General features: G+C 69.1%; 14 protein-coding genes. 9 read left to right on the forward strand and 5 right to left on the reverse strand.

Annotated elements, in window-relative coordinates:
• Positions 1–39 precede the first annotated feature (39 nt).
• From R2B38_RS32485 to R2B38_RS32500, 4 genes are all read right to left on the reverse strand, one after another.
• Positions 40–1,374, reverse strand: coding sequence for a DUF692 domain-containing protein (locus tag R2B38_RS32485; RefSeq protein WP_318019384.1), 1,335 nt, complete (start codon positions 1,372–1,374; stop codon positions 40–42).
• A gap of 173 nt (positions 1,375–1,547) precedes the next feature.
• Complete coding sequence (locus tag R2B38_RS32490) at positions 1,548–2,336, reverse strand: DUF4142 domain-containing protein (RefSeq protein WP_318019385.1); 789 nt, start codon at positions 2,334–2,336, stop codon at positions 1,548–1,550.
• A gap of 163 nt (positions 2,337–2,499) precedes the next feature.
• Positions 2,500–3,108 carry a TIGR03086 family metal-binding protein gene (locus tag R2B38_RS32495; RefSeq protein ID WP_318019386.1) on the reverse strand — a complete coding sequence of 203 codons (609 nt, stop codon included), beginning with the start codon at positions 3,106–3,108 and terminating at the stop codon, positions 2,500–2,502.
• Positions 3,109–3,212: 104 nt separating this feature from the next.
• A complete protein-coding gene (locus R2B38_RS32500) occupies positions 3,213–3,896 on the reverse strand; it encodes a TetR/AcrR family transcriptional regulator (RefSeq protein ID WP_318019387.1) in 684 nt (227 codons plus the stop codon).
• A 45-nt stretch (positions 3,897–3,941) separates the two neighbouring features.
• Here R2B38_RS32500 and R2B38_RS32505 point away from each other — a divergent pair, with 45 nt between their 5' ends.
• The 9 genes from R2B38_RS32505 to R2B38_RS32545 all read left to right on the forward strand — a co-directional run bounded on the left by R2B38_RS32505 (position 3,942) and on the right by R2B38_RS32545 (position 12,599).
• On the forward strand, positions 3,942–4,397 hold the full coding sequence (locus R2B38_RS32505; protein ID WP_318019388.1) for a hypothetical protein: 456 nt from the start codon (positions 3,942–3,944) through the stop codon (positions 4,395–4,397).
• A gap of 150 nt (positions 4,398–4,547) precedes the next feature.
• Positions 4,548–5,375 carry an ABC transporter ATP-binding protein gene (locus tag R2B38_RS32510; RefSeq protein ID WP_318019389.1) on the forward strand — a complete coding sequence of 276 codons (828 nt, stop codon included), beginning with the start codon at positions 4,548–4,550 and terminating at the stop codon, positions 5,373–5,375.
• A 17-nt stretch (positions 5,376–5,392) separates the two neighbouring features.
• Positions 5,393–6,247: an ABC transporter permease gene (locus tag R2B38_RS32515; protein ID WP_318019390.1), complete on the forward strand. Its 855-nt coding sequence runs from the start codon at positions 5,393–5,395 to the stop codon at positions 6,245–6,247.
• Between the two features lie 132 nt (positions 6,248–6,379).
• Positions 6,380–7,489, forward strand: a complete 1,110-nt coding sequence (locus R2B38_RS32520) for an ABC transporter substrate-binding protein (RefSeq protein WP_318019391.1) — start codon at positions 6,380–6,382, stop codon at positions 7,487–7,489.
• 40 nt (positions 7,490–7,529) lie between these two features.
• Positions 7,530–8,591, forward strand: coding sequence for an LLM class flavin-dependent oxidoreductase (locus R2B38_RS32525; protein ID WP_318019392.1), 1,062 nt, complete (start codon positions 7,530–7,532; stop codon positions 8,589–8,591).
• A complete protein-coding gene (locus R2B38_RS32530; RefSeq protein ID WP_318019393.1) occupies positions 8,591–9,250 on the forward strand; it encodes an isochorismatase family cysteine hydrolase in 660 nt (219 codons plus the stop codon). Before R2B38_RS32525 ends, R2B38_RS32530 begins: the two co-directional genes overlap by 1 nt.
• Positions 9,247–10,581: an NtaA/DmoA family FMN-dependent monooxygenase gene (locus R2B38_RS32535; protein ID WP_318019394.1), complete on the forward strand. Its 1,335-nt coding sequence runs from the start codon at positions 9,247–9,249 to the stop codon at positions 10,579–10,581. The genes R2B38_RS32530 and R2B38_RS32535 overlap by 4 nt, the downstream gene beginning before the upstream one ends.
• Before the next feature lie 10 nt (positions 10,582–10,591).
• Positions 10,592–12,022 carry an MFS transporter gene (locus tag R2B38_RS32540; RefSeq protein ID WP_318019395.1) on the forward strand — a complete coding sequence of 477 codons (1,431 nt, stop codon included), beginning with the start codon at positions 10,592–10,594 and terminating at the stop codon, positions 12,020–12,022.
• A gap of 49 nt (positions 12,023–12,071) precedes the next feature.
• Positions 12,072–12,599 (forward strand): flavin reductase family protein, encoded by a 528-nt coding sequence (locus tag R2B38_RS32545; protein WP_318019396.1) that lies wholly within the window; start codon positions 12,072–12,074, stop codon positions 12,597–12,599.
• 6 nt (positions 12,600–12,605) lie between these two features.
• On the opposite strand, the gene R2B38_RS32550 is transcribed toward R2B38_RS32545, so the two are convergent.
• Positions 12,606–13,505, reverse strand: a complete 900-nt coding sequence (locus R2B38_RS32550; RefSeq protein ID WP_318019397.1) for an oxygenase MpaB family protein — start codon at positions 13,503–13,505, stop codon at positions 12,606–12,608.
• Between the last annotated feature and the right edge of the window lie 76 nt (positions 13,506–13,581).

Consider the following 13,581-nt stretch of genomic DNA (forward strand, 5'->3'; position numbering starts at 1 on the left):
TCACCTTCCAAGGCCCCTGGTCGGCGCCGCCTGAACCCCTCAACGGCGCAGCAGCACCCGCCGGGTGGCACGCGCGAGCCGGACCGCCGGCCGCGTCGAACGCGGGGCGGGCCCCGACCGCTCCAGCCACCACTCCCGCACCTCCCGCCGCACCTCCGCGTCCTTTGGCCCGCCCGACAGCAGCAGCTGCCCCGCGAAGTCCAGCGCGTCACGCCGGTAACCGCCGGTCATCGGGTGCGAGTGCGCGTACGCGAGGAAGGCCGGCCGGTACAACTCCCCGAGAATCTCCGGCAGTTCGGGCGCCACCTTCGCCACGACATCGGCCCGCTTCACCCCGAGCGCCCGCGCCTGCACACCGAGCCGCACCCGGTCGAACCCGTCGGGGACGGGAGTCCCGGCGACCAGGGCGGAGAGGAGGGCGGTCTGGGCGAGGCCGAGGCGCTGACGGGCGGCGGCGGTGGCCTCGTGCGCGGGTGCCGTCTTCGATGCCTCTACGGCGCTGATCGTCTGCCCTTCCCGCGAAGGCGCCCCGCGCGCGGCCGACCGTGCCCACCCCTTGGTCAGCGCCCCCTGAATCGCCTCCAACTCCCGCTCCAGCACGGCCGGTTCGGGGAAGTTGTCGTCACGCTCCAGCAGCACCCCGGGCGGGGAGACGCGGGACGCGAGGTCGGTCAGGATGGCGAGGACCGGCGCGGGGACCGGGTGCGCGTGGGTGTCGTGCCAGACGCCGTCGCGTTCGATGCCGCCCGCGACGTGGACGTAGGCGATGGCCTCGACGGGGAGTTCGGCGAGGGCCTTGGCCGGGTCCTCGCCGCGGTTGACGTGGTTGGTGTGCAGGTTGGCGACGTCGATGAGGAGCCGTACGCCGGTGCGGTCGGCCAGTTCGTAGAGGAACTGTCCCTCGGTCATCTCCTCGCCCGGCCAGGCGAGCAGCGCGGCGATGTTCTCGACCGCGAGGGGTACGGGCAGTGCGGCCTGGGCGATGCGGATGTTCTCGCAGAGCACGTCGAGGGCGTCGCGGGTGCGCGGTACGGGCAGCAGGTGGCCGGCTTCCAGGAGCGGGGAGGCGGTCAGCGGGCCGCCCGCGCGGACGAACGCGATGTGCTCGGTGACCAGCGGCGCGCCCAGCGCCTCGGCCCGCTCGGCGAGCGCCGTCAGTCTGCCCTCGTCCGGGCGGTCGGCGCCGCCGAGGCCGAGGGAGACGCCGTGCGGGATGACCGTCACTCCGCGCTCGCGCAGCCGTAGCAGGGAGTCGGGGAGGTGGCCGGGGCAGACGTTCTCGGCCACGGCCTCGACCCAGTCGATGCCCGGCATGCGTTCCACGGCGTCCGCGATCTCCGGCCGCCAGCCGATGCCCGTTCCCAGTCGCTCCATCGTCCGTCCCCCCGTTCTCCGTGCAGGTCATGAACTCCACAAGTCCGCTGTCCGGTGTGACGGGGGTATCGCCCACGGGCAAGGCCCCGAACCTCGGCCGCGTCACTTTCAGAGCAACATTTGAGGTTCGGGGCCAGGACTTCGGGGCCGGGACCCGGGCGGCCGAGGGGGCCCTAACCCAGGACGCCGTTCGAGTCGACCGGATCCGGGCGGCCGGTGTTGACCGTGCCCGGTGCGGCCGGGGACGGCCGGGAGGTGGTCCGGATGTTCGGGCTCGCCTCGGCGACGGGGGCCGAGGGCGCCACCTGGCCGGGCACCGGCGCCGGGGGGCCGGTCGGGCTGGCGGTCGAGGCGTTCGCGACCCCGTTGGCGATCGCGTCGAAGTCGACCCGCCCGGTCTTCTCCAGGATCGTGATGTGGTCGAGCACGGTCTGGTTGGTGTCCGAGGCCAGCTGCCGCACGAGGGTGTTGCGCGTGCTGTTCCGTACGGCGCCGATGGCCGGGAAGATCTTGCCGTGCGCGGCCCGCAGCAGGTTGACGAACTTGTACTCGTACTCGGCGCCGGTCGCCGCGCTCATCTCCCGCAGCCAGCCTTGCTGTTGCTCGTTCGGCACGTTGGGCAGCGCGACATTGAGCTGGGCCGCGACGATCCGCACCCGCTTGTCGAGGTCGGTGTGGCCGACGATGAGGTGGTCACCGGCCTCCTTGATCGCCTGGCTGGGCGCCCGCTCGATCGCCTGCTGCCCGGCCGGCAGCTCCCACAGCCCGGCCAGCCGCACCCGCACGATCAGATCCCGGTCGGCGGCCGTCAACGGCCCCCACTCGGTGTTCACGGTGCCCGCTGCCACGTTCGCCTGCCCGGTGCCCGCCCGGTCGGCGTACGACCACACGGGAAAGACGAGCGCACCGGTGGTGGCGAAGATGGTGGCGATGAACACAGCCGTACCGTTGATACGACGCAAGGGGAGCCTCCCGGGGGAACCAACTGGTCGTTGGAGAAGTCGACGCGTGGCCAGTAGTGACAGGAGGTACGCGCGGGGCGGTTTCCTTGTTCAAAGGGAGGGCAGCTTTGCTCAAAGGGCAGGCAAAGTAGGCGAGTTCGGCGGCCCTTCGCCGGTCCTGTCGTCAGCCCTTAACGGGCCAGTGCTCCGGCGTCCGGCCCAGTAGCCGTAGCGTCTCGTCGAGCGGGCTGGCGTCCGGCGGTACGTCGAGGGGCGGGGCGAAGGCGAACTCCGGTCCGCGGACGGCCGGTTCGGTGGGCACCAGTCGGGCCACCACCAGGGCGATGTCCAACACGTCGTCCGACAGGTCGAGTTCGGTGCCGAGGGTGGCGGCGACGTCCCAGGCGTGGACGACGTAGTCGATGAAGTGGAAGCCGATCGCGGTCCGGCCGGGGAAGGTCGCGCCCAGCTCCGGCAGTGCGAACTCCCGCTCGGGGGCGCCGGGTTCGGCGAACGCGGCGAGGACGGCGGTGGCCGCCGCGCGGTGCGTCCGGGCCGGCTCGCTCATGTCCTCCGGCTCCCGCCAGTACGCCCTGTCCTGGCCCGCGCCGCGCGCGGCGGCCGCGAACCCGTGATGCTGCGCTGCCATGTGCGCCACGAGCCGCCGCAGGTCCCACCCCGCGCAGGGGGTGTCCCGCGCCCAGTCCTCCTCCTGCGCCAACTCCACTACGCGCAAAGCCTCGTACACGGCGATCCGGTCGAGCTCGACGATGTCCGTTCCGGTGGCTGTCATGGGGCCTGAGCCTAAAACTGTGCGAACGGTCGTGCTACTTGTTTTCGGCCGAAGTGAGGTGAAGGGAAAAGCGCCGTCTGTGGGGAGGTGAAATGCCTTGTATGTCAGGGGACTTGCGGAGCCGTCGAAGGGTCCGTGGCCGCGCATCGAAGGCGGTCCGCTATACCGACGCGGGCCCGGCGGTACGCGGTCTCCTCGTCGTGCAGGACGGAGAACGCGTTGGACGTCTCCATCAACGCGACGACCTCGAAGGCGAGTTGGGGTATGTCGGTGTCCGTCCGCAGCTCGCCGGTGTCCCGGGCCTCGGCGGCCGTTCGCTCCACGAGGGCCATCCAGTCCCGCTGCGCGCCGGCCATCGCGTCGTGCACGGGACCGGAGCGGGCGTCGAATTCGGCGATGACCCCGTAGAAGAAACAGCCGCCGGGGAAGACCCGCCCCCGTGAGTACTCCAGCCACAGCTCGCACAGCCGCCACAACCGGCCTACGCCGGGCGGGACTTCGGCGGCGGGCCTGATGACCTTCTCGGTGTAGATGCGGGCGGCCTCGCGCACGGTGGCCAGTTGGAGCTCCTGCTTGGAGCCGAAGAGCGCGAAGACCCCGCTCTTGCTGAGCCGCAGCTCGGTGGCCAGCCGGCCGACGGTCAGCGCCTCCAGGCCCTCGACGGAGGCGATGTCGACGGTGCGGCGCAGGACCAGTTGCCGGGTGCGGTTGCCCCGCTCGACCCGGCCGTCGGGCCGTGCCGTACCCGCGTCCTCGTCAGGTGTCCTCGTCGCTCCGCCTGCTCTCATGGTGGTCCACCCTAAGCAACACGGGGGAAACGGACCCTTCCTAGGATGCGGCGCGTGCACCTGATCGTCCTGGACGCCCCCACCGAGTGGAGCCGGTTCGCCGAGGGCTCCGTCGAGCGCCGCATGCTGCTCGCGCTCGGCGACCGCCTCGGCACGCCGCTGCGCCCGAAGCCGCTCATGCTGCCCGACGGCAGCCGGGTCGAGGTCGAGGGGATCGACGCGGGCTGCCGCGTACTCGTCCAACTGGTCGGCAACCAGGGTGCGTACAAGCCCGCGTACCGCAACAAGGTCATGGCGGACATGTTCAAACTGCTCTGGCTGCGGGAGTCCGTACCTACCGCCGAGCGCGCGGTGCTGCTGGTCACCGAGCTGATCGTGCAGGCCCTCGGCGGCTGGGTGGCACGGGCCGCGGCCGACCTCGGGATCGAGATCCACGTCTTCGACGGCAGTACGGTCGCCCCGCTGCGATCTTCGGCGAAGCCAGACGTAAAACGCCCGTAACAGTCAACTACGCCATCCCGAAACACAATCTTCCTACGGTCGGGGGCACCTAAGCGGATTTCCGCGTGGCAGTCAGTCGCACTCGCTACGCACGCTCTCCGACTTCCAGGATCGGGCACTTGTGCCCGCGACATGGATGGGAGCGTGAAGGTGACTGGTACGCCAGCACTCGAACTGCGGTCGGTACGACGGGTCTACGGCTTCGGGTCCGCCGCGACCACGGCCCTCGACGACGTTCACCTGACGGTGCCGTCGGGCCGTTTCGTCAGTCTCATCGGCCCCAGCGGCTGCGGAAAGTCCACCCTGCTGCGTCTCGTCGCGGGCCTCGAACAGCCGGACCTCGGCGAGGTGTTGGTGCACGGGGTGACACCGGCGGAGGCGTGCGCGGCCAAGATGATCGGCCTCGTGCCGCAGAGCCCCGCGCTGCTGCCGTGGCTGTCGGTCCTGCGCAACGTCACGCTGCCGCAGAAGATCAACCGGGGTGCGGGCAAGCGGCGTGAGCGCATCGCGGACTTCGCCGAGCGGCAGGCCGCGGCCGTCCCCGACATGAAGGAACTCCTCGTCAAGGCCGGTCTTGGCGACGCCCTGCACAAGCTTCCTGCCCAGTTGTCCGGCGGCATGCGTCAACGTGCCGCGATTGTGCGGGCGTTCGGGCTGCAGCCCGATGTGCTGGTCATGGACGAGCCTTTTTCGGCGCTCGACGAGTTCACCCGAGAGAGCCTTCAGGACCAACTCCTCGATCTGTGGGAGGAGTTGCGGACGACCGTTCTGTTCGTCACTCACTCCGTGTCCGAGGCCGTACGGCTCTCCGACACCGTCGTCGTCATGGCGCCCAACCCCGGCCGGATCGTCGAGAGCATCGATGTCGATCTGCCTCGGCCTCGTGGTGAACGGCTCTTCGGGGAACGGCGCTTCCACGAGTACGAGGACCTGGTTCGAGAGCGGCTGCGGCGCGCGTGGCACAGCGAAGCGGCGTGAGTGGGGGCGTGAGGGACATGACCGTTGCCGACGAACGCACCACCGCTCCGGTGGCGAAGACACAGCCGCCTGTCGAACCGTCCCGGTTCAGTCTGAAGCACCCTAGGTCGCGGATCGCGTGGGTCCGGCCGGCCGTGTGGTTGCCGCTTGTCGTGATGCTGGTGCTGCTTGGCGGGCTCTGGCACTGGGGAGCTGAACAACTTCCGTATCTGCTACCGCCGTTGTCCGATGTCGGTAGTTCGCTGTCCGATCAACTCGGCTACTACGTCCACAACGCGCTTGTCACCCTTGGTGAGGCTACGGCCGGGCTGGGGATGGGGTTCGTCGGGGCGTTCGTCCTCGCGGTGCTGACCAGTGAACTGCCGTTGGTGCGGCGGGCGGTGATGCCGATCGCTGTCGTCCTCAATGTGACGCCGTTGGTTGCCATCGCGCCGGCGCTTGTCGTGGCTTTCGGGTTCGGGCCCATGCCCAAGCTGATCATCACTGGGTTGATCTGCTTCTTTCCGATTCTCATCAATACCGCTACGGGGTTGCGGTCTGTGCCGCAGCAGGTGTTGCAGGTGTATCGGACGTTGGATGCGAGCCGGGTTGAGTTGTTGTGGCATGTGCGTGTGCCTAATGCTCTGCCGTATCTCTTTGCCGCGCTGCGGATTGTCTTTCCGCTGTCGATCATTGGGGCGGTTGTCGCGGAGATGTCGGCGTCCGGGTCTACGGGGGGACTGGGTACCGCGATCAGTGTTGCCTCCTCCATGAATCAACTTCCTGTTGTTTACGCCTCGATCCTCGTGCTTGCGGTGATGGGCGTGCTGTTGTTGCTCGCGGTGACTGTCGTTGAGCGGCGTGTCCTGCATTGGCACGACAGTACGGATTGAGCCTGACGGCACGGTTTTTGTCTGCGGGCCGGTGGGGGCTGGTCGCGCAGTTCCCCGCGCCCCTGAAAGGGGCGCCTGTCTGGGCCCTCGTTCATCAATTCACCGGCTCTTCAGCCAGTTTGGAGTCCGCTCATGCCTCGTTATCCTCTCACCAGACCTGCCCTCGTCGCCGCCGTTATGGTGCTCGGAGTCGCCGGATGTGGCTCCGGGTCGGACGACAGTACGTCCGCCGGTTCGGCCGGTTCCGCTATCTCCGCTAAGCGGTGCGCCGAGAACAAGGAGGCCGGGAAGATCACGTATCTCTCCGGGTATCAGTTCCAGTCATCCGTCTCGATCCTCGAATACATCGCGGCCGCCAAGCTCGGCTACTTCAAGGACCTCTGCCTCACCGTCGATCTCAAGCCCGGAAGCGGTGATACCGCGCAGAACACCAAGCTGCTCGCTGGTGGACAGGCGACCGTGTCCGCGATCTCCGAGCAGGATCTGATCCAGGCGCAGGCCAACGGGATTGACATCAAGGGGATTTCCTCGTACTCGAATGCCGGTCTCGACATCCTGATGACCAACAAGGACATCACCGACCTGACCCAGCTGGACGGGAAGGTCGTCGGGCACAAGGGGTATGTCCCGGCCGCCGTCGAGGCGATGCTGGTCAAGGCCGGGGTCAAGTGGGACTCGCTCAAGCTGGTCAAGGAGGGGTACGACCCCTCGGTGCTGCCGCGGAAGCAGGGTGGTCTCGAAGCGCTCACCGGGTTCATTTCCAACGAGCCGAATCAGCTGAAGGCGGCCGGCAAGGACGTCACCGTGTGGAAGCCGGTCGACTACAAGATTCCGAGTTCGATCGGGGCGATGGCGGTCAACCCGGCGTTCGCCAAGGCGCATCCGCATGCCGTCGAGGACGTGTTGCGGGCCGCGCTGCACGCGTATCAGTACTGCTCGGCCAGCGAGGCTCACATCAGTGAATGCGTGGGCTACGCGGCCAAGTTGTCCGGGCCGACCTACGACAAGAAGCTGAACGCGACGATCTGGAAGACCGAGACGCAGGTCGTCAAGGAGAACCCGACGCCCGGACAGCCGCTCGGCGGGATCGACACCGACAACGTCACCCAACTCGTCGCCATGCTGCACCAGTTCAAGATCGTGCCGGGCAGTGTGACCGCCGCCAAGGCCGCGGGGTGGTTCGACCCGTCCTTCGTCAAGGACATCTACAGCGGCGACAAGCTCGTCTGGCCCGCGCCGTAAGAACGCAAGAGACCCGCAGAGCCGTAGAAAGGTCCGTGACGTGCCCGCGAAAGAGTATGGAATCTTCCTCCCCATCGGGAACGGCGGCTGGATGCTGTCCACCACCGCGCCGCATCCCGAGGCGACCTACGCGTACAACAGGCGTGCCGCCGTGCACGCGGAGAGCATCGGGCTCGACTTCGTGATGTCGATGGCCAAGTGGCGTGGTTTCGGCGGGAGTACGGACCACTGGGGCCGTTCGCTGGAGTCGATGACGATGATGGCGGCGCTCGCCGAGGCGACGAGCCGGGTCAAGATCTGGGCGACCCTGCACGCCAATGTCCACAACCCCGCCGTCGCGGCGAAGATGCTCACCACGCTCCAGGACATCTCCGGCGGGCGGGCCGGGATGAACATCGTGAACGGGTCGTACGCGGGAGAGTTTGAGCAATTCGGGGACTGGGACCCGGAGTTGAGCCATGGAGACCGTTATCGGATGACGGAGCTGTGGGCGGAGGCGGTCACGCGGCTGTGGACCGAGGACTCCGTCACGCTGCGCACCCCGTACTTCGACCTCGTCGACTGCGAGTCCCGGCCGCATCCGGCGACCCGGCCGACCCTCATCAGCGCGGGGCGGTCCGAGGACGCGCGGCGGTTCCAGGCGCGGTACGCCGACGGCGCCTTTCTCGCCGCCGACAGCCTCGACGACATGCGGTCGCTCTCGGCCGACGTGCATGCGCGGGCGAAGGCCAACGGCCGTGTGTGCAAGACGTATTCGATGCTCACCGTCGTCCAGGACGACACCGACGAGCTGGCCGTCAAGAAGGTGAAGGAGTGGGGCGTCGGCGTCGATCGTGAGGCGCTCGCCCATATGCGGCACACCTGGGGCGTACCCGCCGACCAGGCCCGCGCGTGGGCCGACGGCGCCGACGGGGAGGCGGCCTTCCAGACGCCGTACGTCGCAGGTTCGGCCCGTACGGTCACCGAGCACATCGAGTACATCGTGCGGGAGGCCGACCTCGACGGACTCATGCTGATCTTCCCGGAGTACGACGAGGACATGCTGCTGTTCGGCGAGACCGTGCTGCCCGAACTGCGGGCCCGCGACGAGGTGGCGGCCTGATGTCCGACCTGCGCGACAGACAACTCGCCCAGCTCGCCGGGCCGTTCAGCAGGCCCGCGCTCGTCGTCGTGGATGTGCAACGTGACTTCGCCGATCCGGAGCGGATCGGTGCGTACGGCCTGACGGACACGGCGCTGGCGACTCTCGATCGGACGGTCACCCGCATCGCCGAGCTCGTCGATACCGCACGTGCCGCCGAAGTGCCGGTCGTCTGGGTCGAGTTGGGCAGCGATCCGGCGCGGCCGTGGCGGTCCAGCAACTGGCTGCGCGAGGGCGACTACGACGCACCCATGAGCCCGGACGAGCCGTGCCGGGTCGGGACGCCCGGCGCCGAGTGGTATCAAATGCAGCCGGAGGAGGGGGAGTTGAGCGTCGTCAAGCGAGGCTACAGCGGCTTCCTCGGCACCGATCTCGACGCACGGCTGCGCGCCGCCGGCCACGACTGGCTCACTGTCGTCGGCCTGACGAGCGAGTGCTGCGTGTACGCCACCGCACAGGACGCCGTCCAACTCGACTGGCCGGTCGTCGTACCGCAGGACACGACGACCGCCTACGACCACCACGTCAACGCCGCCGCCCTGTTCCAACTGGGCCTGAACGTGGCCGTGTTGAGCGACGCCGACGAAGTGGCCGAGCTGTGGAAGAAGGCCGCGCGATGACCGGAATCCACATCGGCTACGACCTCTCCTTCACCCACACCGAGGGTGCCTGGGCGCGACAGGGCTCGTGGATCGGGCGGGACTTCCCGGACGTCCGCATGTTCATGGAGCTGGCGCAGACCGCCGAACGCGCGGGCGTGGGCCTGCTGTTCTTCGGTGACGGCAGCGGCATCCCCAGCACCTGGCGGGGCAGCATCGCACCGGCCGTGGAGTGGGGCATCCAGTGGCCGCGCCACGACATGGCACCGGTGATCGCCGCGATGTCCACGGTGACGGAGAAGGTCGGCTTCGGGCTGACGTACTCCTCGACGTTCATGCATCCCTTCTACGTCGCACGGCTGTTGAACTCGCTCGACCATGTGACCGGCGGCCGGATCGCCTTCAACGTGGTCGCCTCGACGCGGGGTGCCGACGCGGCCAACTACGGGTTCGCCGAGCTGATGGACCACGATCTGCGGTACGAGCGGATGGAGGAATTCGTCGACGTCTGCCGGGCGTTGTGGGACTCGGTGGCGCCGGACGCGATCGTCCGCGACCGCGGCACGGGGCGGTTCGCCGACCCCGAGAAAGTTCACCCCATCGACCACGAGGGGCGCTTCTTCACGGTCAAGGGTCCGCTCGCGTCCGTGCCCGGTCCGCAGTACCACCCGCTCATCGTCCAGGCGGGCAACTCGCCCCGGGGCATTGCCGCTTCGGCCCGTTTCGCCGACCTCGTCTTCGGCTTCGGCGGCAACCTCGCCGGCCAGCGACGTCACCGCAAACTGCTCGACGAGGCCCTCCTCGCCGAGGGGCGGGACCCGGAGCACGTGGGCATCCTCTGGGCGACCCAGGTGATCGTCGGCCGTACGAAGGCCGAGGCGTCGGCGCGCTGCGAGGCGGTGCACGAGTTCTGGAACGAGGAGGCCGTCGCCACCTACCTCTCGCACAACGCCGGCTACGACTTCTCGACGCTTCCCCGCTCCTTCCAACTGGGAGAACTGCGGGACGAGTTGGCGGCGGCCAACGCGAGTCCCGCCGGGATCGTCGGCTCGCTCGTCGCGGAGTTCGGCGCGGACCGCACCATGAGCCGTAGCGAGTTCTTCGAGCACGGGCGGGGGAGGGCGACGGGCCTGGACCACAGCGTCGTCGGCGATCCGGTGGCCGTGGCCGACGCGTTGGAGGAGACCTTCGCCTCGACCGGATCGCGCGGCGGCTTCATGTTCTCCAGTCCGCTGGCCATGCCCTCCGGCTTCGCCGCGATCAGTGAACTGCTGCTGCCCGAACTGCGCCGCCGGGGTGCGCTCGCGCCGCCGTACCAGGGGCCGACTCTCCGCGAGAACCTGGCAGTTTGAGATGCCCGCGGTGAGTGCGGGTGAGGGTGAGGTCGGGGATGGGGACGTGGGCGGCCGGCGCGACTGGCTCGCTCTCGGCAGCCTCTGCACCGGGTTCTTCATGCTCCTGCTGGACAGCACGATCACCTCGGTCGCGCTGCCGTCCCTGATCAGCGGACTGCACGCCGACGAGACCGCCGCGATGTGGGTCAACAGCGGCTATCTCATCGCCTGTGCGGTGCCGTTGGTCGTCGCGGGACGGCTGGGGGACCGGTACGGCCATCGGCGCGTCCACCTGGTCGGGCTCGCGGCCTTCACGCTCGGGTCGCTGCTGTGCGCAACCGCGGCCTCCATCACGGCACTTGTGGCATGGCGGGTGGTGCAGGGCATCGGGGCCGCGCTGATGACACCGCAGTGCCTGACGCTCATCAAGGCGCTGTTCCGGCCGCCGAAGCTCGCCGTAGCGCTCGGTGTGTGGGGCGCGGTCGGGGGAGCGGCGGTGGCTGTCGGGCCGTTGCTGGGCGGGTTCCTTGTCGCCGCCGGAGGCTGGCCCGCGGTGTTCTGGGTCAACGTGCCAGTGGGTGTCGGTGCGTTGGTGGCCGTGGCGGTGTTCGTGCCGGTGCTGCCGCGGCAGGAGGCGCGCATCCCGGTGTGGGCGATCTGCGCGAACGCGAGCGGGGTCGGTGCGCTGGTGATCGGTATCCAGGGCACGGACGCGGCGAGTGGTGAAGTGCTGGGCGTACCAAGGTGGTTGCTCGTCGTTGTCGGTGTGGTGGTGGTCGCGGGCGTGGTGTGGTTCCAGCGCGGGGACGGTCAACGTGCCCTGGTGCCGGTCGAGTTGTTGCGCAGGCGGGGGTTCGTCGTCGCGGCCTGGGCCGGTGCCGCGGCGGCCTTCTGTTCCGGGTCGGCGATGATCCCGCTGATGCTGTACCTCCAGCGGGAGCGCGGGCTCGATGCCGGCGCGGCCGCCCTCACCCTCGTACCCATGGGCGTGGTCTGCCTGTTGGGGGCGCCGGTGTCGGCCCGGCTCAACAACGGGATCGGGGCTCGCGCGGTCGCCGTCATCGGTTCCGGTGCCCTCGTCCTGTCCATCGGGACGTCGGCGGTGCTCGTCGCGACGGACGCCCCGATCTCCGCACTTACCGCCACCTTCGCGGTGTACGGAGTCGCCAACTCCTTTGTCTGGTCGCCCCTTTCGATCGCGGCGGTGACTTCGGTCGCCCCGGACGAGGTCGGCGCCGCCTCCGGAACCTTCAACGCCATGAAGCAACTTGGCGCGGTACTGGGCAGTGCGGTGTGCGCGGTCCTGCTGGCCGGGCGCGGCTACGCGACGACGCTCGGCGGGCTCGCGGCGGTCGGAGTGCTCTGCCTCCTGGCGTGCGCACTCCTTCGTACCGAGCCTCCTGGCAACGGACCCCTGCCGGTGTCCGCCGCGCCACACCTACCCACAGGAGTCGCGTGATGAATCCTGACGAGGCCTCATGAGGCCGGATGCGGACGGGGGTTGCACGATGACGGCAAGCGAGGGCATGGCAGGCCTGGAGGATCTGGACGGCGTCACCTCGGATCCCGGGGAGATCACCAGCGCGTTCTCCGGGTTCCCGTCGGGCGTCGCGGCTCTCGCGGCACGCGTCCACGGCGAACCGACCGTCATGATCGTCTCGTCGTTCGCGGTCGGCGTCTCCCACAACCCGCCCATGGTCTCCTTCGCGGCCCAACACACCTCTACGACCTGGCCGTTGCTGTCCCGCGCGAGGACCATCGGGATCTCCGTGCTGGGCGAGGGCCACAGCGACAAGGCCCGCCAACTCGGCTCCCGCAGCAAGGCGGCCCGCTTCACCGATCTGCGCACGGTGGAGGCGGAATCCGGCGCCATCTTCCTCGACGGCGCACCGGTGTGGCTGGAGTGCACGGTCGAGCACAGCTATCCGGCCGGCGACCACGACATCATCGTGCTGCGGGTGCTCGCGATGCGGTCCGACGACGAGAGGAGTCCGTTGGTGTGGCATCGACGGACCCTGAAAATGCTGGGTAGTTGAGGCGCCTCACCCGAGGGAGGGGCTTGTGGCGGACGGCCCGCGCCGGGTCCGCCGGGTTCGCCGGAGCCGTTCGGGAAGCGGCCTGCGGTAGTCGGGCAGGAGGCGCTGGGCGAGGAACGCGGACTTCAGGAAGACGCGGACCGCACGCTCGCGGCGAGGGGAGAGCCAGCCGATCCGGTGCAGCCGGCAGACCCGCTCGCCGGCGAGGTACCGGGTCAGGTCCCGGCCGAACGCCCGTAAGGGGGTGGGGAACCAGTACTCGGCGAAGAACTCCATCATCGCCGTCGCCACCCGGTGGCCGGACTCCGTCTCCTCATACGGTCGGGACTCAAACTTCAGGGCGAACTCGGTCATCGCGTCCCAGTCCTCGGGGAAGCACTCGTCGGCCAGCGGGCCGGACTCGCGCTCCAGGAGGCGGAAGAGGGTCTGCGCCCAGCGATGCCAGGCGGTCTTCATGGTCTCGCTCGTACCGGGCAGGCCCAGCGAGGTCTGCAGACGGTCGGCGGAGGTGGCCAGCAGGACCAGGGGATAGACGAAGTCGTCGACGTCGTCGAAGTTGCCGGGGAGGTGCGGTGTCGCACGGGCGATGGCCAGGTGGATGCGGTTGAGCCGCTCGGCGGCCGTGCGGCCCGCAGTGCTGGACAACCCGTCCACCATCCAGGCCATCAGGAACTCGTTGCCGTCCTCGAAACGCCGCCGGGGCCGCTTCTCCAGCTTCCCGGTGTGGGCGAGGGTGGCGGATCCGAAGCCCGGCTGCATCATGCGCATGGTGCCGGGATAGACCATCATCGCCAGCGCGAACTCGGGGACGCGGTGGCCGACGTAGAGCGAGATCATGCGTTCCCAGTCGGTGTCCGGGTCCATCCGGGCCAGTTCGCGGTCGACCCATTTGTAGCCACGGCGCACGGTCGGTTCCCTCTCGTGGACTTTCTGAAGGGGGACGCTCCGGCGGGGCTGTCCGATGCCACGATCCGCCGTGATC

It is taken from the genome of Streptomyces sp. N50, assembly GCF_033335955.1.
In the GTDB taxonomy this organism is placed as follows: domain Bacteria; phylum Actinomycetota; class Actinomycetes; order Streptomycetales; family Streptomycetaceae; genus Streptomyces.